This is a genomic window from Piscinibacter sp. XHJ-5 (assembly GCF_029855045.1).
In the GTDB taxonomy this organism is placed as follows: Bacteria; Pseudomonadota; Gammaproteobacteria; order Burkholderiales; family Burkholderiaceae_C; genus Albitalea.
In genome coordinates this window covers 1160455-1181839 of record NZ_CP123228.1, presented here as the reverse complement: position 1 = coordinate 1181839, position 21385 = coordinate 1160455, and the positions used below count along the sequence as shown (strand labels likewise).

Sequence of the window (21385 nt, the reverse complement as noted above, 5' to 3'; positions counted from 1 at the left end):
TGCGGGCGGCCGTGCGCGCTCATGCCCTGCCCCCTCTCATGAGCTGCCGGTTCTCGATGTCCACCCGCAGCACGATGGCCAGCGCGACCATGTTCATCACGATCGCCGAACCGCCGTAGCTCATCAGCGGCAGGGTCAGGCCCTTGGTCGGCAGCACGCCCAGGTTCACACCCATGTTGATGAACGCCTGCCCGCCCATCCAGATGCCGACGCCCTGCGCGAACAGGCCCGCGAACACGCGGTCCAGCGCGATCGCCTGGCGGCCGATGTGGAACACGCGACGCGCGAGCCAGAAGAACGCGAAGATGACGCAGGCGACGCCGACGAAGCCCAGCTCCTCGCCGATCACCGCCAGCAGGAAGTCGGTGTGGGCTTCGGGCAGGTAATGCAGCTTCTCGACGCTGGAGCCAAGCCCCTGGCCGAAGATCTCGCCGCGGCCGAAGGCGATCAGCGAGTGCGACAGCTGGTACGCCTTGCCCAGCGTGTACTTCTCGTCCCATGGATTCAGGTAGGCGAAGATGCGCTCGCGCCGCCACTCGCTGAAGGTGATCATCAGCACGAAGGCGCCGACCAGCACCGCGGTGATCAGCAGGAACATGCGCCCGTTGACGCCACCCAGGAACAGGATGCCCATCGCGATCGCGGCGATGACCAGGAAGGCGCCCATGTCGGGCTCGGCCAGCAGCAGCAGACCCACCACCGCCACCGAGACGGCCATCGGCATCACGGCGCGGAAGAAGTTCTCCTTCACCTCCATCTTCCGCACCATGTAGCCGGCGGCGTACATGGCCATCGACAGCTTGGCCAGCTCGGAGGGCTGGAAGTTCATGATGCCCAGCGGAATCCAGCGGCGCGCGCCGTAGACCACCTTGCCGATCATCGGAATCAGCACGATGACGAGCAGCAGCAGGGAGGCGACGAACAGCCACGGCGACCACTTCTCCCAGACGGCGAGCGGGATCTGCACGACCACCAGCGCCGCGACGGCGGCGATGACGATGGACATGGCGTGGCGCGTGAGAAAGTAGGTCGGCGTGTAGCGCATGAACTTCGGGTTGTCGGGCAAGGCCACCGAGGCGCTGTAGACCATCACCAGCCCGAGCGCGACCAGCGCCACCACCACCCACACCAGGGGCTGGTCGAAGCCGAGCAGGCGCGTGGGCTGGCCCGACGAGACGTTGATCCAGTCGCGCACCGGCACCGCCGTGCCCTGCGGCTTGGCACCACGGCGCAGCAGCGCCGCGGCACGCTGCCTGAGCGCGGGCAGGCTGAACCCCGCAAGCGCCGTCACGACAGCATCTCCCCATGCTCGGCGGCCAGCGCCTGCACCTCGGCGGTGAACACTTCCGCGCGATGCGCGTAGTTGCGGAACATGTCGAGGCTCGCGCAGGCCGGGCTGAGGAGGACCGCGTCGCCGGCGTGCGCGCGGCCGAAAGCCCAGCGCGTGGCGGCTTGCAGCGTGTCATGGCGCAGCAGCGGCACGCCGGTGTCGACCAGGGCTGCCTCGACGAGAGCGGCATCGCGGCCGATGGTGGCCACCGCGCGCACGTGCCGCGATACCGGATCGGCCAGCGGCGTGAAGTCCTGACCCTTGCCATCGCCGCCGAGGATGACGACGAGCTTGGCCGGTGCCTTGTCCGCGCCCAGGCCGTTGAGCGCGGCGACGGTCGCGCCGACGTTGGTGCCCTTGCTGTCGTCGAACGCATCGACGCCGTTCACCGTGCCGAGGAACTCCACCCGATGCGGCTCGCCGCCGTATTCGCGCAGGCCGTGCAGCATCGGTGCGAGCGGACAGCCGATGGCCGTGGCCAGCGCCAGCGCCGCCAGCGCATTGGCGGCGTTGTGGCGGCCACGCACGCGCAGCGCGTCGGCCGGCATCAGGCGCTGGATGTGCAGCTCCTCGTCGTCTTCAGCGGCGGCGCGCTTGCCGCGCTTGAGCGTCTCGTCGGCCTCCATGGCCCGCACCAGCCATGCCATGCCGTTCTCGACGACAAGCCCGTAGTCGCCCGGACGCCGCGGCGAGTCGAGGCCGAAGCGGACGACGGTGCGCTCGACGGGCCTGGGCGCACGCGACTTGCCCTTTGCCGCAGGCGCGGGGGGCTCGGGGATCAGCTTCTCGACCTGCGGATCGTCGCGGTTGATGACCATCACCGCGTTCCTGCCGAAGACACGCGCCTTCGCCGCGACATAGGCCGGCATCGATCCATGCCAGTCGAGGTGGTCCTGGGTGATGTTGAGCACCGTCGCCGCATCCGGCTCGAAGCCCTTGGCCTCGTCGAGCTGGAAGCTGGACAGCTCCAGCACCCACACCTCGGGAAGGTACTCGAACACCGGCGCCGCGGGGGGCGGCGGCACGACGGGAACCGGCACGAAGTCATCGTCCAGCGGCTGCGACGCGGGCGGGGCTTCGTCCACCATGGGCGGGCCGAGGTCGTCGTTGGCCGCCTCCTGCACGGCGTCCTGCACCGCCTGGGGCACCACCGGTGCTTCCACGGTCGCCACCACGACTGGCGCCGGCATCGGCTCGCGATCGAGCGCATCGGCGAGCGTCTGCAGCATCGTCGGGCCGATGTTGCCGGCCATGGCGACACGCCGGCCCGTGCGCTCGATCAGCATCGCTGCCATCGCGGTGGTCGTCGTCTTGCCGTTCGTGCCGGTGATGGCGACGACCTGGGGCGCGTAGCCTCGCTCTTCCTTCAGGTCGGCCAGCGCGCGCGCGAACAGCTCGAGCTCGCCTTGCACCAGCACGCCGCGATCGGCGGCGCGGGACAAGGCCGCCGCGATGCGTGCATCGGTGGGCGCGAGGCCCGGGCTCTTCAGCACCAGGCGCACGCCGTCGAAGGCGTCGTCGTGCAGCTCGCCCGTGAACAGCTGGGCCTGCGGCAGGTGCTCGGCGAGCGCGGCCGCATTCGGCGGCGCCTGGCGCGAGTCCCACACGCGCACGGCCGCGCCGCAGCGCCCGCTCCAGCGCGCCATCGCCAGCCCGGACTCCCCGAGCCCGAGCACCAGCACCGTGATGTCCTTCAGGTGATTCATCGCAACTTCAGACTCGCCAGTCCCACGAGGCACAACAGCATCGTGATGATCCAGAAGCGCACCACCACCTGCGTCTCCTTCCACCCCGACTTCTCGAAGTGGTGGTGCAGCGGCGCCATCTTGAGAATGCGGCGGCCCGTGCCGTAGCGCTTCTTGGTGAACTTGAACCAGGAGACCTGCACCATCACCGACAGCGCCTCGAGGACGAACACGCCGCCCATGATCCCGAGCACGATCTCCTGCCGGGTGATGACGGCGATGGTGCCCAACGCGCCACCCAGCGACAGCGCGCCCACGTCGCCCATGAAGACCTGCGCCGGGTGGGTGTTGAACCACAGGAACGCCAGCCCGGCGCCCGCCATCGCCGCGCAGAAGATCAGCAGCTCGCCGGCACCGGGGATGTAGGGGAACAGCAGATAGCGGCTGTACACCGAGCTGCCCGTCACGTAGGCGAAGACACCCAGCGCCGAGCCGACCATCACCACCGGCATGATCGCCAGGCCGTCGAGGCCGTCGGTGAGGTTCACCGCGTTGCTCGCCCCGACGATGACGAAGTAGGTCAGGATGATGAAGCCGAACACGCCCAGCGGGTAGCTGATCGTCTTGACGAAGGGGACCATCAGGTCGGCCTTGGGCGGCAGGTCGTTCGAGAAGCCGCTCTGCACCCAACGGATGAAGAGCTCCAGCACGCGCAGGTTCGAGGTTTCCGAAACGCTGAACGCCAGGTACAGCGCGGCGACCAGGCCGATCATCGACTGCCAGAAGTACTTCTCGCGCGAGCTCATGCCCTCGGGGTTCTTCTGCACCACCTTGCGCCAGTCGTCCACCCAGCCGATGGCGCCGAAGCCGATCGTCACCACCATCACGATCCAGACGAAGCGGTTGCTCCAGTCGAACCACAGCAGCGTGGACACGCCGATGCCGATGAGGATGAGCACGCCGCCCATCGTCGGCGTGCCGCTCTTGGCGACGTGCTCCTTCACGCCGTACTCCCGGATCGGCTGGCCGATCTTCAGCTCGGCCAGGCGGCGGATCACCCACGGGCCGAACGCAAGACCGATGAGCAGCGCGGTCAGGGCCGCCATCACGGCGCGGAAGGTGATGTACTGGAAGACGCGGAAGAAGCCGAACTCCGGCGACAGCGTCTGCAGCCACTGGGACAGGCTAAGCAGCATCCGTCGCTCCCTGCGGCTGCGTCAGCGCCGCCACCACCTGTTCCATCTTCATGAAGCGCGATCCCTTGACGACGACCGAAGCGGCCGCGGGCGCCATGCTCAGCGCGGCGATCAAGGTGGACACGTCGTCGAAGTGGCGCGCGCCGTGGAAAGCCGCGCTCGCGTGCGTGCTCAAGGCGCCGGCGGTCCAGAGCTGGTCGATGCCGCGCTCGGCCGCATACGCGCCGACCTCGCGATGGAAGGCCGGGCCCTGCGCGCCCACCTCGCCCATGTCGCCCAGCACCAGCCAGCGGGGTCCGGGCAGCTCGGCCAGCACGTCGATCGCCGCGCGCACCGAATCGGGATTGGCGTTGTAGGTGTCGTCGATCAGGGTCACGTCCCGACCTTCGCGGCGGAAGGTCTTCACTTGCGAGCGGCCCTTCACCGGCGCGAAGTCCTCGAGCCCGCGCGTGACGGCCTCGAGCGGGCAGCCCGCGGCCAGCGCGCAGGCCGCCGCCGCGAGTGCGTTCTTCACGTTGTGCTGCCCGGCCACGCGCAGGCTCGCCGATGCCGCGCCTGCGGGCGTATGCAGCATCAGCGACCAGCGATCGCCGGCCCAGGCCGCCTCGGCGGTGATGTCGGCCGCGCCGCGCAGTGCGAAAGTCAGCACCGGCCGCGCGCCGGCCAGCTGGCGCCACAGCGGCGTGTAGGCGTCGTCGGCCGGGAACACGGCGATGCCCAGCGGCGGCAGCGCCTCGATCACCGCGCCGTTCTCGCGCGCCACCGCTTCGACGCTCGTCATGAATTCCTGGTGCTCCCGCTGGGCGTTGTTGACGAGCGCGACGGTGGGCCCGGCAATGGCCGCGAGCTGCGCGATCTCGCCGACATGGTTCATGCCGAGCTCGACGACGCCGGCGCGATGCCAGGCTTCGTCGTCCTGGCGCAGCCGCAGCAAGGTGAGCGGCACGCCGATGTCGTTGTTGAGATTGCCCTGGGTCGAGAAGGCGGCATCCTCGAGCCAGGCCCGCAGGATGGAGGCGATCATCTGCGTGACCGTGGTCTTGCCGTTGCTGCCGGTCACCGCGATCAGCGGGAGATGGCAGCGTCGCCGCCACGCCGACGCCAGCGCGCCGAGCGCGGCCTTGGTGTCGGCCACCTGCAGTCCCGGCAGGCCGGTCTCGGCCAGGCCGCGCTCGGCGAGCGCCGCCACCGCGCCAGCCTCCTTCGCCTGGGCGAGAAAGTCGTGCGCGTCGAAGCGCTCGCCCTTCAGCGCGACGAACAGATCGCCTGGCTGCAGGCTGCGCGTGTCGCTGTGCACGCGGCGGATCTGCACGTCGGCATCGCCGACCAGCGCCGACGACGGCAGCAGCGCATGGGCCTGGCGCAGGCTCATCATGGCCGCATCCTTTGCACGCCCATCTTGCCGGCCAGCACCTCGCGCGCCTCGACGACGTCGGAGAAGGGATGCCGCACGCCCGCGACTTCCTGATAGTCCTCGTGGCCCTTGCCGGCGATCAGCACCACATCGCTCGCGTCGGCGAGCCGGATCGCCTGGCCGATGGCCGCGCGGCGGTCCTCGATGACCATCGGCGTGGGCGTCCCGGTCATGCCGGCGACGATCTGGTCCAGGATGTCCCGGGGCCGCTCGTGCCGCGGGTTGTCGCTCGTGACGACGACCCGCTGCGCGAGCTGCTGCGCCAGCGCGCCCATCAGCGGTCGCTTGGTGGCGTCACGGTTGCCGCCGCAGCCGAACACGCACCAGAGCTCGCCGTGTCGTGCGCGCGCCAGCGGCTGCAGCGCGAGCAGCGCCTTCTCGAGCGCATCCGGCGTGTGGGCATAGTCCACCACCACCTCGGGCAGGTCGCCGGAGCGCGGCGCCTCGTCGTCGTACTCGATGGCGGCGATGACTCGCTGCATCCGCCCGGGCACCGGCGTGAGCAGCGTGCAGGCCTGGGCCGCATCGGCCAGCGCGATCCCGAGCGTGCGCAGTGCGCCGATGACGGCAAGCAGATTCGAGACGTTGTAGTCGCCGATCAGCCTGCTGCGCACGACGGCCTGCGCTTCGCCTTCGTAGATGTCGAAGGCCAGGCCGCCGTCGATGTACTGGATGCGGTGCGCGTAGAGCCGCGCGTCGCGGCGCGCCGAGTAGGTCCACACGTCGACCGGCCCGCCCTGCATGCGGCGCGCCAGCGCCTCGCCCATCGGGTCGTCGACGTTGATCACCGCGTGGCGCAGGCCGGGCCAGGCGAACAGCTGCGCCTTGGCCTGCCAGTACGCCTCCATCGAGCCGTGGTAGTCGAGGTGGTCCTGCGTGAAGTTGGTGAACATCGCGACCGCGATGTGCGTGCCGGCCAGCCGCTGCTCGACGATGCCGATGGACGAAGCCTCGATGGCGCAGGCAGCGAATCCGGCCTCCAGGAAGCCCTTGAAGGCCGCGTGCAGGGTGACCGGATCGGGTGTGGTGAGCCCGGTCGATTCGATGGTTCCGGGGTCGTCGTGCGCCGGCGGCTCTCCGATGCCCAGCGTGCCGACCACGCCGCTGCGGCGCCCCAGCGCGGTGAGGGCCTGGGCGGTCCACCACGCCGTCGACGTCTTGCCGTTGGTGCCGGTGGTCGCGATCACGTCGAGATGCGCGCTCGGATGGCCGAGAAAGCCGCTGGCCAGCGAGCCGGTGGTGGCCTTCAGGCCCTTCATCGTCGCGATGCGGTCGTCGCCGTCGAAGCCGAACGCTTGCGCGCCCTCGGCCTCGACGATGCAGGCGACCGCGCCCGCGGCCAGCGCGGCGCCGACGAACTGGCGGCCGTCGCGCGTCGCGCCCGGCCAGGCGACGAAGGCGCCGCCCGGCATCACGTCGCGGCTGTCGGTGGTCAGCGAGACGACACGCCGGCTGGCCAGCCAGGCCAGGGCGTCCGGCACCGAGTGGAGCTGCAGCATCAGAAGCTCTCCTCCTCGGCCGGGATGCTGTGCGCGACGATCTGCGGCCGCACGTCGACGTCGGGCGGCACGCCGAGCGTGCGCAGCGTCTGCTGCACGACCTCGCTGAACACCGGCGCGGCGACGTCGCCGCCGTAGTACTTGCCGGCGCTGGGTTCGTCGACCATCACCGCGACCACGATGCGCGGCTTGTGGATGGGCGCCATGCCGACGAACCACGAGCGGTACTTCTTGTCGGCGTAGCCCTTGCCTTCCTGCTTGTAGGCGGTGCCGGTCTTGCCGCCCACCGAATAGCCCATCGCCTGCGCCTTGGGTGCGGTGCCCCCGGCGCTGGTGGCGAGAAACAGCATCTCGCGCACTGCCTGCGCGGTCTTCGGCGAGAGCACGCGCATGCCGCCGGTCGGTTGCGGGTTCTTCACGAGCGAAGCGCCGATGAGCTCGCCGTCGCGAGCGAACACGGTGTAGGCGCGCGCCAGCTGGAACAACGAGGTCGACAGGCCGTAGCCGTAGCTCATCGTGGCCTGCTCGATCGGGCGCCAGGTCTTGTACGGGCGCAGCCGGCCGGTGACCGCGCCAGGGAAGGCGAGCTGCGGCTTCTGTCCGAAGCCGACCTGCGTGAACAGCTCCCACATCTCGCGCGGCTGCATCTGCATCGCCATCTTGACGGTGCCGACGTTGCTCGACTTCTGGATCACCTCGGCCACCGTCAGTGCGCCGTGCGGATGGGCGTCGCGGATCGTCGAGCCAGTGATGTTGATCGATCCCGGCGCCGTCTGGATGACGGTGTTGGGCGTGACACGGCCGGTCTCCATCGCCCAGGCCGCAATGAAGGGCTTCATCGTCGAGCCGGGCTCGAAGGTGTCGGTCAGGGCGCGGTTGCGCAGCTGTCCGCCGGTGAGGTTGCGGCGATCGGCCGGCGTGAAGCTCGGGTAGTTGGCCAGCGCCAGCACCTCGCCGGTCTGCGCGTCCAGCACCACCACGCTGCCGGCCTGCGCCTTGTGCTCCGCCACCGCGTCGCGAATGCGCTGGTAGGCGAAGAACTGCACCTTCGAATCGATCGACAGCTCGATGTCCCGGCCGTCGACCGGCTGCACGCTCTCGCCGATGTCCTCGACGATGCGACCCAGCCGGTCCTTGATGACGCGGCGCGTGCCGTCTCGCCCGGACAGGTCCTGCTGGAACGCGAGCTCGATGCCCTCCTGGCCCTTGTCCTCGACGTTGGTGAAGCCCACGACATGCGCCGCGGCCTCGCCCTCGGGGTACCGGCGTTTGTACTCGCGCACCTGGTGCACGCCCTTCAGGCCCATCGACAGGACGTCCTTCGCGAGCTGCTCGTCGACCTGGCGGCGCAGCCAGACGAAATTGGGGCTGTCGGCGAGCTTGGCTTCCAGCTCCTTGACCGTCATGCCGAGCAGGCGCGCGAGCCGCGCGCGCTGTGGCCTGTCGCCGTCGAAGTCCTTCGGGATCGCCCACAGCGACGGCGACGGGATGCTCGCCGCCAGGATCAATCCGTTGCGGTCGATGATGCGGCCGCGGCTGGCCGGCAGCTCCAGCGTGCGCGCGTAGCGGATCTCGCCCTGCTTGAGGAAGAACGACTGGCCGACGATCTGCACGTAGGCGGCGCGGCCGATCAGCACGGCGAAGCCCAGGCCGACCATCGCCACCAGCAGCTTCGAGCGCCAGGGCGGCGTCTTGGACGCGAGCAGCGGGCTGCTGGCGTAGTTGACGCTGCGAACGCTGGAGCCCCCGGGCGGAGGCTTCTTCTTGACCATGCCGTCGAGCCAGTTCATTGCGCCGCTCCGGATGCAGCCTTCGAATAAGTGACGTACTGGGTGATCGCCGGCGAGGCGGTGCGCATCTTCAGCTTCTCGCGCGCCGTCTTTTCCACGCGCAGCGGCGTCGCCTGCGATTGCCTTTCCGCCTTCAGCCGCTCGAACTCGGTGTCGAGGTGTCGCTGCTCGCCTTGCGCGCGGTCGAGCTCGGTGAACAGGCGCCGCGCGTCGTACGAGACGCGCACGAGGTACAAGCCGCTCGCGAGCAGCATGATCAGCAGGACGACGTTGACGCGGGTCATGCCGGCACTCCCGTGCGCTCGGCGACACGCATGACGGCGGAGCGTGCACGCGGGTTGCGCTGCACTTCCGCTTCGCCGGGCTTCACGCGGCCCAGCGCCTTCAGCCGCGTCGGCCGCGGCTCGGCGAACGGCGCGCGCCGGTCGACCTCGCTCTTGCTTTCGCGGGCGATGAAGGTCTTCACGATGCGGTCTTCGAGCGAGTGGAAACTGATCACCACCAGGCGGCCGCCCGGCATCAGCAATTGGAGCGCAGCGTTCAGGCCCTGTTCGAGCTCCTCAAGCTCGGCGTTGACAAAAATCCGAAGTGCCTGAAATGTGCGCGTTGCAGGATCCTGGCCCGGTTCGCGGGTTTTGACCGCACGAGCCACGACGTCGGAAAGCTCCCGCGTGGTTCGAACAGGGTTCCCGCTCTCGCGCCGAGCAACAAGCGCCTTTGCAACCTGTATAGCAAACCGTTCTTCCCCATAGTCGCGTATCACCTCCGCAATGTGGCGCACGTCTGCGCGGGCCAGAAACTCCGCGGCGCTCTCGCCACGGGTGGTGTCCATTCGCATGTCCAGCGGCCCGTCGAAGCGGAAGCTGAAGCCGCGCGCCGGGTCGTCGATCTGCGGAGACGACACGCCGAGGTCGAGCAGCAGGCCGTTCACCTGCATCACGCCGGCCGCGGCCAGCGTGGGAACGAGCTGCCCGAAGCTCGTGTGATGGATGGAAAAACGCGGGTCCGTGACCCGCGTTGCTCCTGAGGTCGCGGCGGCAATGGCCTGTGGATCGCGGTCGACGGCGATCAACCTGCCTTTCTGTCCCAGCCGGGACAAGAGCAGCCTCGAATGCCCGCCGCGGCCGTAGGTCCCGTCGACGTAGATGCCGTCGGTGTCGGTGACGAGCGCGTCCACCGCCTCGCGCAGCAAGACAGTGGTGTGGGAGAAGTCGGCCGGGGTGCTGCTGCTCACGGGACGGTCCCGCTCAGAAGCTGAAATCTTGCAGCGCCTCGGGCATGGGTTGCTCCATGACCTTGGCCTCGTGTTCGGCGTAGCGCGCGGCATCCCACAGCTCGAAGTGGCTGCCCATGCCGAGCAGCATCACGTCGCGGGTCAGGCCGGCGGCCGCGCGCAGTTCGGGGGCGATGAGCACCCGCGACGACGCGTCGATCTCCACGTCCATCGCATTGCCCAGGAAGATGCGTTTCCAGCCGCTGGCCGACATCGGCAGCGCAGCGACCTTTTCACGGAAGACCTCCCACGCCGGGCGCGGAAAGATCATCAATGAGCCCTCGGGATGCTTGGTGACGGTGAGCTGGTTGACGCCCATCGCGGCCAGCACCTCGCGGTGACGCGACGGCATGGCGATTCGCCCCTTGCCGTCCAGCGTCAAGGCCGCAGGCCCCTGAAACACGATGTTTGCCACGAATTCCCACAAAAGTGCACTTCCATGCACTGTATCGCATGGGACGATGGCGGGTCAACGAAATCTGTAAAGAAAAATCAATGGAATCAAGCACTTAGCGGTGCTTTCTCACGAATCACAGGGTGCAAAAATCGTTTCAAAAATAAGGACTTGCGAGGCGCACTGAAAGTGTTGGGTGAGCTTCGGCCGCCGCGGCGCTTGCTGCCCACTCCCCCAAGCCGGGGGCGGGCAGCACGCAGAGAAGTCTCATCCGCGAGGGTTCTCGGGTGCGGGTGCGGGGGCCGGGGCCGCGGGCTCCACGACCTGCCCGTTCACGTAAGCGCAGCCGCCGCGGACCTCGATGAGCATCGGGCCGAACTTGCCTTCCCAGACGTAGCGCAGCACGCCCTCGGCGGCGAGGGGCAGATCGGCCTGGGGACTGTCGCCTTCTCGGGCGAGGATTTCGGGAAGAAGCGGTGCGTTCACGGCGAGCTCGGTCCGCGGAGCGCGCCGCCGGCGGCTCTACGGGGATGGGGCAGAAAGGATGCTCAGAGCCAGGTCCAGATGCGGCGCAGCCATCCCGGCGCGCGATCCGGCTTGGGACGGTACAGCTGGCGGAACATGGACTGCATGTCGAACCTCCTTGAGGAGGATTGACTGTATGCCCAACCAGCACTGTATGCAAGCACAGCCATGACAATAACGTACGGCTTCGGCGGGGGTGGCTTGACCTGCCGCCTCGATGCACATTACAAACGCGAATCGATCTCATTATAATTCCGTAACTTTGCCCAGCCAGCAGGATCTCCGCGTCGTCTCGACGCCGGCAGACGACGCCAGCCAGCACGACGTCTGTCCACCCAGCAGGAGATCCGTTCGAATGGCTCACATCCGAAGCCGCAAGCACGCGGCTGCGCCGCAACCCGCCCACACCGCACTGGCGTTGGCAGCGCTGACCATGCCCATGACGCTGCTCGCGCAGCAGGCGGCGCCGGCAGCGGCCGGCGCCGAAGCCACACTGCCCGAGGTGAAGGCGCGCGCCGCCGCCGAGACGCCGTACAAGGCCGACGCGGTGGCCTCGCCGAAGTTCACCCAGCCGCTGGTCGACACGCCGCAGACCATCACGGTCATCAAGAAGGAGATCCTCCAGCAGCAGGCCGCGACCTCGCTGACGGAGGCGCTGCGCAACACGCCGGGCATCACGATGCAGCTCGGCGAGAACGGCAACACGACCACCGGTGACTCGATCTTCATGCGCGGCTTCGACACGACGAACAGCATCTTCGTCGACGGCATTCGCGACCTCGGCAACATCTCGCGCGACGTGTTCAACATCGAGCAGGTCGAGGTCGTGAAGGGCCCGTCCGGCTCGGACAACGGCCGCGGCGCGTCGTCCGGCTACGTGAATCTGGTCTCCAAGACGGCCGCGCGCGAGGCCTTCGGCAACGCGAGCATCGCGCTGGGCGACGCGAGCCGCGTGCGCGCCACGGTCGACCTGAACCGGCCGCTGGACATCGCCCTGCCCGGCTCCGCGGTCCGCCTCAACGTGATGGCACAAGACTTCGGTGTGCCGGGTCGCGACGAGGTCAAGGCAAAGCGGTGGGGCTTCGCGCCCTCGCTGGCCATCGGTCTCGGCACGCCGACGAGGACCTACCTCAACTACCTCTACATCGACCAGAAGAACCGCCCGGACGGCGGCGTCTCGACCTTCGGCCTGCCGGCCTACAACTTCGGCGCCAACACGCCCGGCGCGGCCGTCGATCCGAAGAACTACTACGGCTCTCGCAGCGACTTCGACGATGTGACGCTGCACATGTTCACCGCACGCATCGAGCACGACTTCGGTCGCGGCACCGTCCTGCGCAACACCACGCGGCTGGGCCACACGGAGCAGGATTTCGTGCTGACCGGCGTCAACGCGGTCACCGCCACGGCCGCGGACCCGGCCTCGTGGACCGTGGCGCGCAGCCGCCAGGCACGGCATCAGACCAACGAGATCCTGACCAACCAGACCAATCTCAACACCGAATTCGCCACCGGCGGCGTCTCGCATTCGCTGTCGACCGGCTTCGAGCTGATCCACGAGCGGCAGAACCAGGTCAACGCGCAGACGCTGACCAACACCACGCTGCCCGCGTCGCTGCAACAGGCCGTGGCGAACCTTTACCGGCCCAACATCGACGACGCGTTCCTGATGCCGCCTTTCAAGGGCGCGTACGCCAAGGGCAGCACGCTGAGCGCCGCGGTCTACGCCTTCGACACGCTGAAGCTGTCCGATGCGTGGCTGCTGAACGCCGGCCTGCGCTGGGAGAAGTTCCACACCGAGACGAACGGCGCCACCTTCACGGCCGCGACCGCCACGCTGCCCGAGTCACTGGTGCAGAACGCGCCGCTGTCGCTGACCGACAACCTGCTGAGCTGGAAGCTGGGCGCGGTCTTCAAGCCGACCGCCGACGGGAGCGTCTACGTCACGGTGTCGAACGCCTACCAGCCGCCGGGTGGCGCCAACCACGCCCTGAGCACCTCGGCCACCAACCAGGCCAGCCCATCGCTGGAGCCGCAGGAAGGCAGCAACCTGGAGGTCGGCACGAAGTGGGACCTGCTCGGCGGCAGGCTCGCTGCCACCGCCGCCGTCTATCGCAGCGAGAACCGCAACGAACTGGTCTCCGACGGCGCGACGCCGGCGAGCTTCAGCCAGGTCGGCAGGCGGCGCATCGACGGCGTCGAGCTCGCCCTGGTCGGCCAGCTGACGCCGGCCTTCAACCTCAGCGCCGGCCTCGCCTACATGGACCCGAAGATCGTCCGCGGCGTGCCCGGTGCGACCGGCAACCAGGGGGGCGCGATCGTGTATTCGCCCAAGGTGACCTTCAGCTCCTGGGCGACCTACAAGCTGGCGTTCGGGATGACCCTGGGCGGGGGCGTGCGCTACGTCGATCCGGTGGTGCGCAACAGCAACCTGAACAACGCCACCAGCGCGAACCTGCCGGGCACCGAGTCGTACACGGTCGCCGATGCGATGCTGGCCTACGAAGTGACGAAGAATGTGAACCTGCAGCTCAACGTGTACAACCTGTTCGACCGGCAGTACGTGGCCGCGGTCAACAACGGCGGATCGCGCTACGTTCCGGGCCAGCCTCGCAACGTGCTGCTGACGGCCAACGTCGCCTTCTGAGCCATGATGCTTCATGTCCCCGGCGTGCTGACGCCGTCCCAGGTGGCCGGGATGCGGCAGGCCCTGGACGCGGCCGACTGGACCGACGGCCGCGAGACGGTCGGCGCGCAGGGTGCGCAGGTCAAGCGCAATCGGCAGCTGCCCGAGACCTCCCCGGTCGCGGCGAAGCTCGGCGAGGCCATCCTAGCCGCGCTGCGGACCCATGCGGTCTTCGTCTCGGCCGCGCTGCCGCTGCGAACGGTGCCGCCGCTGTTCAACCGCTACGAAGCCGGCGAGCACTACGGCCTGCACATCGACGGCGCGCTGCGCGCCGTGCCGGGTGCTGCCACACCGCTGCGCACCGACGTCTCGTGCACCCTCTACCTGTGCGAGCCCGAGGAGTACGACGGCGGCGAGCTGGTGGTCGTCGACACCTACGGCACGCACGAGGTCAAGCTGCCCGCCGGTGATCTGGTGCTCTATCCGTCGACCAGCCTTCATCGTGTGGAGCCGGTGACGCGCGGGGCGCGCATCTGCGCGTTCTTCTGGGTGCAGAGCATGGTGCCCGACGACTGGCAGCGCAGCATGCTGTTCGAGCTCGACCAGAACATCCAGCGGCTGCGGCAGCGCATCGGGGACTCGGAAGAGGTAGTCGGGCTCACCGGCCACTATCACAACCTGGTGCGGCAGTGGAGCAGGACCTAGCTTGCCGGCTGGGCCCTAGTAGACGTCGCGACGGTAGCGACCTTCCTGCAGAAGCTGCTCCACGGCATTCGCCCCGGCCACCTCGATGAGCGCAGCGTGCACGCCCGCCGCCATGCCGTCGCGGCTGCCGCATACGTAGACGGCCGCGCCGTCGGCCAGCCATCTGCGCACGTCGCGGGCCGACTCGACGAGCACGTGCTGCACGTAGCGCCTCGGTGCCTGGTCGCGCGAGAACACGAGGTCCAGCCGCTCGACGACCTTGCGCTCGCGCCACGCCTCGATCTCGGCACGATGGAGGAAATCGTGCGCGGCGTTGCGCTCGCCGAAGATCATCCAGTGACGTCCCGACGGCCGCGCCTTCAGATGCGCGCGCAGGCCGGCGAGCCCCGTGCCGTTGCCGATCAGGATCAGAGGTCGCGCTTCGTTGCCGGCGATCCGAAAGCCATCGTTGGGGCGCAGACGCGCACGCACCTCCGACCCGATCGCTGCGTCGCGCGTGAGCCAGCCCGACGCGACGCCGAGGGTGCCGTCGGCATGTCGTTGCTGTCGCACGAGCAGATGCACACGGCCGTCCGACGGCACGGAGGCGATCGAGTAGTCGCGCGGCCGCAGCGGGTCGCCGGGCGCGACGACCTGCAGCAGATCGCCCGCCTGCCAGGAGCGGCCGCCGTCCGGCTGCAGCTCGAGGTGGAACACCGCGCCGCCGGCGCTGCCGCGATTGAGCCAGCGGCGCTCGACCAGGCGCCATGGCGCGAACTCGCCAGCATCCCAGGCGTGGCCGACGTCCGTGCCGGCCAGGTCGCCGAGCCGCTGGTGCCAGGTGCGCAATGCGGCTTCGTCGCCGCTGTCGACATCGAGACGCTCGAACATCGGCTGCGCGCCGCGCTCGCGCAGCCAGCCGTCGACCGACCGGCCGAAGCCGCAGTAGCGCGCGTAGCTGCGATCGCCCAGCGCGAGCATGCCGTAGCGAAGGCCCGACAACGCGAGATCGGCCCCCAGCAGCCGCCGCGCGAACAGCACCGCGTTGTCGGGCGGATCGCCCTCTCCGCTGGTGCTCACGACGAACAGCGCGCGGCGCGCGCGCTCGAGCGCCTTGGTGCTGAGATCGGACAGCGCCATCACGCGGGCCGGCACGCCGGCGCCGTGCAGCGATCGTGCCGCATGCCGGGCCAGCTGCTCCGCGAAGCCCGTCTGGCTGCCGTAGGCCACGATGACGTGCTCGTCGTCATCGGGCGCGGCGCTGGCGCGGCGGCGGCGATGGGCACGCATCGCCGCGATGCACAGTGCCGCGTAGGCCGCGACGACGAGCACTGCGGCGATCCACCTCGTCACAACAGCTCCGCCAGCGCGTCGCTCAGGTGTTCCTCGAAACCGCCGGCGGTGCGCTGGACGAAGAGCGCGGCAAGCCGATGGCGTCGCGCGTGGGCGAGTCCTTCGCCGAGGCCCATCACGGTCAACGCGGTCGATTGGGCATCGGCGGCCATGCAGTCGCGGTGGACCACGCTGACCGACGCCAGACCGTGCGTGATGGGACGGCCGGTGCGCGGGTCGATGGTGTGGCAGAAGTGCTGCCCGTCGTGGGTAAAGCCACGGCGGTAGTCGCCCGAGGTTGCGACGGACAGGCCGTGCAGCGCCACCATCGTGTCGATCGCCACCGCGCCGCCGCCGCGATGCGGCAAAGGCGCCTCCAGCGCGACCCACCACGGCAGGCCGTCCGGCCGCACGCCGGTGCCGCGCAGCTCGCCGCCCACCTCGACGAGGTGGTTCGAGACGCCGCCTGCGCTCAGCAGCTGCGCCACCTTGTCGACCGCGAAGCCCTTGGCCACGGCCGACAGGTCGACACGCACGCCGCCGGGCTGGAGCGCCCGCCGCCCGCGGGGATCCATCTCGATGCGCTGCCATCCGGTGCAGGCGCGCGCCTCGGCGAGCTGCGAGGGCGCCGGCAGGGCGAACCCTGCGTCGGCATGGCGGCGCGGCGGGCCGAAGCCCCAGGCATCGACGAGCGCACCGGCCGTCGGGTCGTACGCGCCGCCGCTCTGCTCCGCCACGCGCAGCGCGAAGGCGAGAACGCCGAAGCAGTCGGCCGGCATTTCGTTCCAGCTTCCCGCCGGCGCGCGGTTGAAGCGGCTCAGGTCCGAATCGACCTTCCACGTGCTCATCTGCGCATCGACACCGTCCAGGCAGCGCTGGATGTCACGCTCCAGCGGCGGCAGCGAAGCTTCGCCGTCGGCGACGAGCTTGACCGACCAGGTCGTGCCCATGGTCACCCCGCCGACTTCGTGCACCCGGCCTGCGACCGCGAATGCCACCGGCGCGATGTCGTGGGGCACGAGGACTCGCCTCGTGCGCATCACGGCGGCAGGACCTCCAACGTCGCCGAGTAGCTGGCGCGCCGTGCCGGCTGCGCGGCGCTGCCTGCGGCCTCCATCCCGCTCTCGCCGTGATTCGCGTTCAGCCAGTACATGCCGGCGGCGGGCCAGCGGACCGTGAACCGGCCCTGCGCGTCGGTGGTCAGGCGGACGTCCTCGAGCCGGTCGCGGTAGCGGATGCCGCCGGGGATGACGGTCACCGGCAGGCCGGCGGCAGGCTTGCCGTCGAGCACGAAGGCGAAGGTCGCGGCCTGCCCGGCCACCAGGTCGTTGGGGTGGGTGATCGGCACCAGTTCGAGCGCGACGCCCGTGGGCTGCAGGACGCGCGCGCTCGGGGTGCCGGAGGTCACGAAGGTTTCGCCGCGGCTTTGCGAGCGCGTCACGCGCAGCTCCTGTGCCTCGGCCGGCACTTCCTTCGCGAGCGCCTCGGCCGTGCCGCGCCAGCGCCTGGTCTCGCCGTTGAGCTTGTAGGCCGCGCTCAGGGTGTCGTTGACGACCGCAAGCTTGTACGTGCCCTTCTGCAGCAGCTTGAGATCGAAGCTGCTGCGGAACTTGCCGGTGCTGGCGTTCTCGGCCGCCACGCGCGCACCGTCCGGCGCGGTGATGATCAGGCCGTCGAGCCGCATCGGATTGTGGTCCGCGTGGAACACGTCGGTGGAGACGGCTGCGTCGACCGTGACCCAGGGCTCGTTGCCGGACAGCACGGTGGCCGACGGAAGGATCCAGGCGCGGTGTGCGTGCACCGGCAGCGGCAGCACGGACGCCAGCGCAAGCGCGCCGCAGGCGACGAGGGTTTTCATGGCCTGACCTCCAGCGTGACGGCGCCCAGTTCGTGTTCACCCTTGGCCTTCGCGCCTTGAACCGACTTCGGCGGCCACTGGAACGGCAGGCGCACCACCTCCCGGCCACCGCCTTCGCGCGCGGCCTCCACGACGAGGGCGTAGTCCCCGGCCGGCAGCTTGTCCAGCGGTGACTTCGTCGCGGCGAAGACGAGCTGGTGCTCGCCTGGCGCACGCGTCGCGCCGCTCAGGCCGTCGGCCGGCATCTGCAGCTCGCGGCCGCTCTTGCGCCACCACTGACGCACGTCCTTCAGCCACTTGGTGCCTTCGTTGTCCTTCTTCCTCAGGTCGTACCAGACGGCGAGGTTGGCCGCGAAGCTCTGGTCCGCACGCTCGACCCACATCGCCGTGTATGGACGGTGGTACTCGGCCACCGGGATCCGCGGCACCTCGACCTTCAGCATCAGTTCGGCAGCCGACGCCGGCACGCCGAGCGCGGCGGTCAGGGCCAGGGAATAGCGCATTCGCATGACGACACCTGTTGTTGGAATTCAGTGGATGAAGATCAGCGCCAGCAGCAGCGGCAGCACGACACCGAAGCCGACGAGCGGCCAGGTGCCCGGTCGATGACCGGCGCGCATCTTCAGGATGAGCAGGCCGGTGACCGAGAAGACGAGGCAGGCGCCGGCGAAGAGGTCGATGAACCAGCGCCACGCGGTCCCGGTGTGGCGGCCCTTGTGCAGGTCGTTGAGGTACGAGATCCATCCGCGGTCGGTGGATTCGTACTCCGCCTCGCCCGTGACGCGCGCGATGCGCAGCCAGGCGTCGCCGCCCGGGCGCGGCAGCGCCAGGTAGATCTCCTCGGGTGACCACTCGGCTTCGCGCGGGCCCACCTCCAGCGCCCACCGCTCGGCCAGCCAGCGGCGCAGATCGTCGGGCAGCGGCGCCGACCGCTTGCCGGCCGGGGCCCGGGTCAGCTGGGCGACCAGCGCGGCCGGCAGGCGCTCGGCCTTGCCCGTCACCTGCGGCCTGGCCTCGATCTGCGAGGCATGGTTCAACGTGATGCCGGTGACGCTGAACAGCAGCATGCCGAGCAGGCAGGCAGCGGCGCTGATCCAGTGCCACTGGTGCAGCGTCCGCAGCCAATAGGCCCGGCGCTGGCTGTCGATGCGGGAGTCCATCGCGGCGACCGGCGTCATGGCGTCACTTGGTCAGGATCAGCTTTCCGAGCGAGGTGCGCTGCAGGCGGTACACCGCGCCGCGGTGCTCGATCTGCACTTCGGACGCACCTGCGAAGAGCTGCTCGCTGCTGATGCACACCACCGTGCGGCGCGCAGCACCGCTCGGGGCGTCGTCGGGTCGGTCGCAAGGCGCGCGCCGGTGCTCGGTGGGTGGCTTGACGCCGGGCTGCTCCATGGCGTTCAGCGCGTGCCCTCGGGCTCGCTGACGAACCCGACCTTGGTGAGCCCTGCCCTGGACGCATCGGCCAGCGTCTGGGCGACGCTGCGATAGGCCACGGCCTGATCGGCGCGCAGATGGATCTCCGGCTGCGGCTGCCGGCGGCCCTCGTCGGCGAAGCGCCGCGCGGCTTCCGTCCGTGTCACCGGCTCGCCGTTCCAGAACAGCGCCCCCTGGGCATCGATGGCGAACTCGATCTTGTCGGCCTTGGCCACGTTGGGCTGCGAGCTCGCATGGGGCAGCTCGAGCTTGACCGCGTTGGTGAGCAGCGGCGCCGTGATGATGAAGATGACCAGCAGCACCAGCATCACGTCGATCAGCGGCACCATGTTGATCTCCGAGACGGGTGCAGCAGCGTTGCGGGTGTCGAAACTGGCGAAGGCCATGGCGCGCTCCTCAGGCGTTGGCCGGCTGCAGGCCGCGCGGCGGCAGCGCGCGCACGTTGTGCGGCGGCGCGGCGTCGGCGCCGAGCGGCTGTCCCATCGCGACGAAGGTGTGCAGTTCGTAGGCGAAGGCGTCGAGCTTGGCAACCATCACGCGGTTGGCACGCGTCAGCCAGTTGAAGCCCATCACCGCGGGGATCGCAACCGCCAGGCCGAGGCCGGTCATGATGAGCGCTTCGCCGACGGGACCGGCGACCTTGTCCAGTGTGCCGGCGCCGCTCATGCCGATGGCCACCAGCGCGTGGTACACGCCCCACACGGTGCCGAACAGGCCCACGAAAGGGGCGGTCGCGCCGACGGTGGCGAGCAGCGTGAGGCCGTTCTCCAGCCGCATCGTCTCCTCGTCGAGCACCTTCTTGATCGTGCGGGTGACGAAGTCGCTCGCCGTGCCCGCCTCCTCGAGCTTGGCCGCCCCGTACTTCGCGTGGTGCGCCTGCGCGTGCATCGCGTGGCTGGTGAGGTGGGAGAACGGATCGGTGGCCCCGTGGGTCGCGATCTCGGCCGCGACGGCGTCGAGCGAGGTGGCGTTCCAGAACAGGTGCAGAAAGGCTTCGCTGCGGCGCCGGCGCACGATCAGCGTGAGGCCCTTGATCGCGAGGATGGCCCACGAGAAGACCGACATCGCGAGCAGCATCAGCAGCAGCGTCTTGCCCACGGCATCGCTTTGCGCAATGAAGTGGCCCATGCCGAGCGCATGGTCCTGTGCGGCGAGGGCGGTATCGACGTTCACGTTCATTTCTCCAGATCGAAGGCCAGGGGGATCGAGGCCCAGCCTGCAGTCGGCTGGCCGTTCTCGGTGTAGGGACGGAAGCGCGCCGCCCGCACGGCGGCGAGGGCGGCGTCGTCCAGGCGCGCAAAGCCGGACGACTTGCTGATCAGAAGCTGGCGCGGCACGCCGGCTTCGTCGATGTAGACACGCACGATCACGCGCCCGGCTTCGCCGGCGCGGCGCGAAGCGCGTGGGTACTCGAGCACCGGCGGATCGAGGTACTGCACGGCCGACGCCGGAATGGTCCTGGGGGGCGGCGGTGGCGTGGGCGGCGCGGGCGGCGCCTCGACAACGACCGGCGCCGGCGGCTCGACCACTTCGGGCTGGGGCGCGACGAACGGTGTGGGCGCCGGGCTCGGCGGGGCGGCGACCAGTGGTACGGGCGGTGCAAGCTTCGTCGGGGGACGCGGCGCCGGGGGCGGCGGCACCGGCGCGGCCGGGGGCGTGGGCGGCGCGGGCGGCGTCACCATGTCGAACAGCAAGGGCGCGGACTGCGTGACGGCTTCGCGCACCTCGCGCACCTGCATCAGTCCCCAGGCGAGTGCCGCGTGCAGCGCGACGATGGTTGCCACCGCGGTGCGCCGCTGGCCTGCCGAGAGTCCGTCGGCGTGGAAGTGCGCCGGCTCGCGCATTACTGCGCCCGCGCGGTCGTGCGGCAGCCCGAGCACAGGCCGTACAGCGCGAGCCGATGCTCCTGCAGCGAGAAGCCGCGCTGCGCCGCCACGGCGCGCTGGCGCTCCTCGATCTGCGCATCGTGGAACTCGTCCACACGCCCGCAGGCCACGCACACCATGTGGTCGTGGTGGGTGCCCTCGTCGATCTCGAAGACCGACTTGCCCGAGTCGAAGCTGCTGCGCGACAGGATGCCGGCGTGCTCCAGCTGCCCGAGCACGCGATAGACGGTGGCCAGTCCGATGTCGATCTTCTCCTCGACCAGGCGCTTGTAGACCTCGTCGGCGCTGAGGTGACGCTGCGGGCTGGTGCGGATGATCTCAAGCACCCGCAGGCGGGGCTGGGTCGCCTTCAAACCGACATGGCGCAGATTCTCGAGCTCGTCCATGAAGCGCATTTCCTGGTTGCCTGGGCGGAGGCGGAGTGTATATGAAAATGCGAACGCTTCTCACCTAGAT

The 21385-nt window shown here is 69.5% G+C and carries 22 protein-coding genes; 2 read left to right on the top strand and 20 right to left on the bottom strand.

Annotated features, from left to right (window positions below; genetic code table 11):
- Nucleotides 1–19: 19 nt before the first annotated feature.
- The 10 genes from ftsW to P7V53_RS05580 all read right to left on the bottom strand — a co-directional run bounded on the left by ftsW (nt 20) and on the right by P7V53_RS05580 (nt 11067).
- The gene (gene ftsW / locus P7V53_RS05625) at nt 20–1201 is read right to left on the bottom strand and encodes a putative lipid II flippase FtsW (RefSeq protein WP_280156444.1); all 1182 of its coding nucleotides are present in this window, start codon (nt 1199–1201) and stop codon (nt 20–22) included.
- Between the two features lie 86 nt (nt 1202–1287).
- Nucleotides 1288–3036 (bottom strand): UDP-N-acetylmuramoyl-L-alanine--D-glutamate ligase, encoded by a 1749-nt coding sequence (gene murD, locus P7V53_RS05620; protein WP_280154498.1) that lies wholly within the window; start codon nt 3034–3036, stop codon nt 1288–1290.
- Nucleotides 3033–4211 carry a phospho-N-acetylmuramoyl-pentapeptide-transferase gene (mraY, locus tag P7V53_RS05615; protein ID WP_280154497.1) on the bottom strand — a complete coding sequence of 393 codons (1179 nt, stop codon included), beginning with the start codon at nt 4209–4211 and terminating at the stop codon, nt 3033–3035. Before mraY ends, murD begins: the two co-directional genes overlap by 4 nt.
- Nucleotides 4201–5586, bottom strand: a complete 1386-nt coding sequence (gene murF / locus P7V53_RS05610) for a UDP-N-acetylmuramoyl-tripeptide--D-alanyl-D-alanine ligase (protein ID WP_280154496.1) — start codon at nt 5584–5586, stop codon at nt 4201–4203. Before murF ends, mraY begins: the two co-directional genes overlap by 11 nt.
- Entirely contained in the window at nt 5583–7124 is a 1542-nt protein-coding gene (locus P7V53_RS05605; RefSeq protein WP_280154495.1) for a UDP-N-acetylmuramoyl-L-alanyl-D-glutamate--2,6-diaminopimelate ligase, read from the bottom strand. The genes murF and P7V53_RS05605 overlap by 4 nt, the downstream gene beginning before the upstream one ends.
- Nucleotides 7124–8914: a penicillin-binding protein 2 gene (locus P7V53_RS05600; RefSeq protein WP_280154494.1), complete on the bottom strand. Its 1791-nt coding sequence runs from the start codon at nt 8912–8914 to the stop codon at nt 7124–7126. The genes P7V53_RS05605 and P7V53_RS05600 overlap by 1 nt, the downstream gene beginning before the upstream one ends.
- Nucleotides 8911–9198: a cell division protein FtsL gene (gene ftsL, locus P7V53_RS05595; protein WP_280154493.1), complete on the bottom strand. Its 288-nt coding sequence runs from the start codon at nt 9196–9198 to the stop codon at nt 8911–8913. The genes P7V53_RS05600 and ftsL overlap by 4 nt, the downstream gene beginning before the upstream one ends.
- The gene (rsmH, locus tag P7V53_RS05590; protein ID WP_280154492.1) at nt 9195–10148 is read right to left on the bottom strand and encodes a 16S rRNA (cytosine(1402)-N(4))-methyltransferase RsmH; all 954 of its coding nucleotides are present in this window, start codon (nt 10146–10148) and stop codon (nt 9195–9197) included. Before rsmH ends, ftsL begins: the two co-directional genes overlap by 4 nt.
- A 13-nt stretch (nt 10149–10161) precedes the next feature.
- A complete protein-coding gene (gene mraZ, locus P7V53_RS05585) occupies nt 10162–10590 on the bottom strand; it encodes a division/cell wall cluster transcriptional repressor MraZ (protein WP_280154491.1) in 429 nt (142 codons plus the stop codon).
- 258 nt (nt 10591–10848) lie between these two features.
- Nucleotides 10849–11067, bottom strand: a complete 219-nt coding sequence (locus P7V53_RS05580; protein ID WP_280154490.1) for a hypothetical protein — start codon at nt 11065–11067, stop codon at nt 10849–10851.
- A gap of 394 nt (nt 11068–11461) precedes the next feature.
- On the opposite strand from P7V53_RS05580, the gene P7V53_RS05575 reads away from it, so the two are divergent.
- Together P7V53_RS05575 and P7V53_RS05570 are read left to right on the top strand one after the other, a co-directional pair.
- Nucleotides 11462–13753, top strand: a complete 2292-nt coding sequence (locus P7V53_RS05575; protein WP_280154489.1) for a catecholate siderophore receptor Fiu — start codon at nt 11462–11464, stop codon at nt 13751–13753.
- A 3-nt stretch (nt 13754–13756) separates the two neighbouring features.
- Nucleotides 13757–14437, top strand: coding sequence for a Fe2+-dependent dioxygenase (locus P7V53_RS05570; RefSeq protein ID WP_280154488.1), 681 nt, complete (start codon nt 13757–13759; stop codon nt 14435–14437).
- A 15-nt stretch (nt 14438–14452) separates the two neighbouring features.
- Here the strand turns inward: P7V53_RS05570 and P7V53_RS05565 are convergent, their stop codons facing one another.
- The 10 genes from P7V53_RS05565 to fur are packed head-to-tail and all read right to left on the bottom strand — an operon-like array spanning nt 14453 to nt 21315.
- Nucleotides 14453–15769, bottom strand: coding sequence for a sulfite reductase flavoprotein subunit alpha (locus P7V53_RS05565; RefSeq protein ID WP_280154487.1), 1317 nt, complete (start codon nt 15767–15769; stop codon nt 14453–14455).
- Nucleotides 15766–16767, bottom strand: a complete 1002-nt coding sequence (locus P7V53_RS05560) for an FAD:protein FMN transferase (protein ID WP_280154486.1) — start codon at nt 16765–16767, stop codon at nt 15766–15768. Before P7V53_RS05560 ends, P7V53_RS05565 begins: the two co-directional genes overlap by 4 nt.
- Before the next feature lie 20 nt (nt 16768–16787).
- Nucleotides 16788–17606, bottom strand: coding sequence for a DUF4198 domain-containing protein (locus P7V53_RS05555; RefSeq protein ID WP_280154485.1), 819 nt, complete (start codon nt 17604–17606; stop codon nt 16788–16790).
- Entirely contained in the window at nt 17603–18115 is a 513-nt protein-coding gene (locus P7V53_RS05550) for a DUF2271 domain-containing protein (RefSeq protein WP_280154484.1), read from the bottom strand. Before P7V53_RS05550 ends, P7V53_RS05555 begins: the two co-directional genes overlap by 4 nt.
- A gap of 21 nt (nt 18116–18136) precedes the next feature.
- Entirely contained in the window at nt 18137–18766 is a 630-nt protein-coding gene (locus P7V53_RS05545; RefSeq protein WP_280156443.1) for a PepSY-associated TM helix domain-containing protein, read from the bottom strand.
- Between the two features lie 22 nt (nt 18767–18788).
- A complete protein-coding gene (locus P7V53_RS05540) occupies nt 18789–19001 on the bottom strand; it encodes a hemin uptake protein HemP (RefSeq protein WP_280154483.1) in 213 nt (70 codons plus the stop codon).
- A 5-nt stretch (nt 19002–19006) separates the two neighbouring features.
- Nucleotides 19007–19429 (bottom strand): biopolymer transporter ExbD, encoded by a 423-nt coding sequence (locus P7V53_RS05535; RefSeq protein WP_280154482.1) that lies wholly within the window; start codon nt 19427–19429, stop codon nt 19007–19009.
- A 10-nt stretch (nt 19430–19439) separates the two neighbouring features.
- Entirely contained in the window at nt 19440–20171 is a 732-nt protein-coding gene (locus P7V53_RS05530; RefSeq protein ID WP_280156442.1) for a MotA/TolQ/ExbB proton channel family protein, read from the bottom strand.
- Between the two features lie 47 nt (nt 20172–20218).
- Nucleotides 20219–20887, bottom strand: coding sequence for an energy transducer TonB (locus tag P7V53_RS05525; protein ID WP_280154481.1), 669 nt, complete (start codon nt 20885–20887; stop codon nt 20219–20221).
- Entirely contained in the window at nt 20887–21315 is a 429-nt protein-coding gene (gene fur, locus P7V53_RS05520) for a ferric iron uptake transcriptional regulator (RefSeq protein WP_280154480.1), read from the bottom strand. The genes P7V53_RS05525 and fur overlap by 1 nt, the downstream gene beginning before the upstream one ends.
- Nucleotides 21316–21385: the final 70 nt, after the last annotated feature.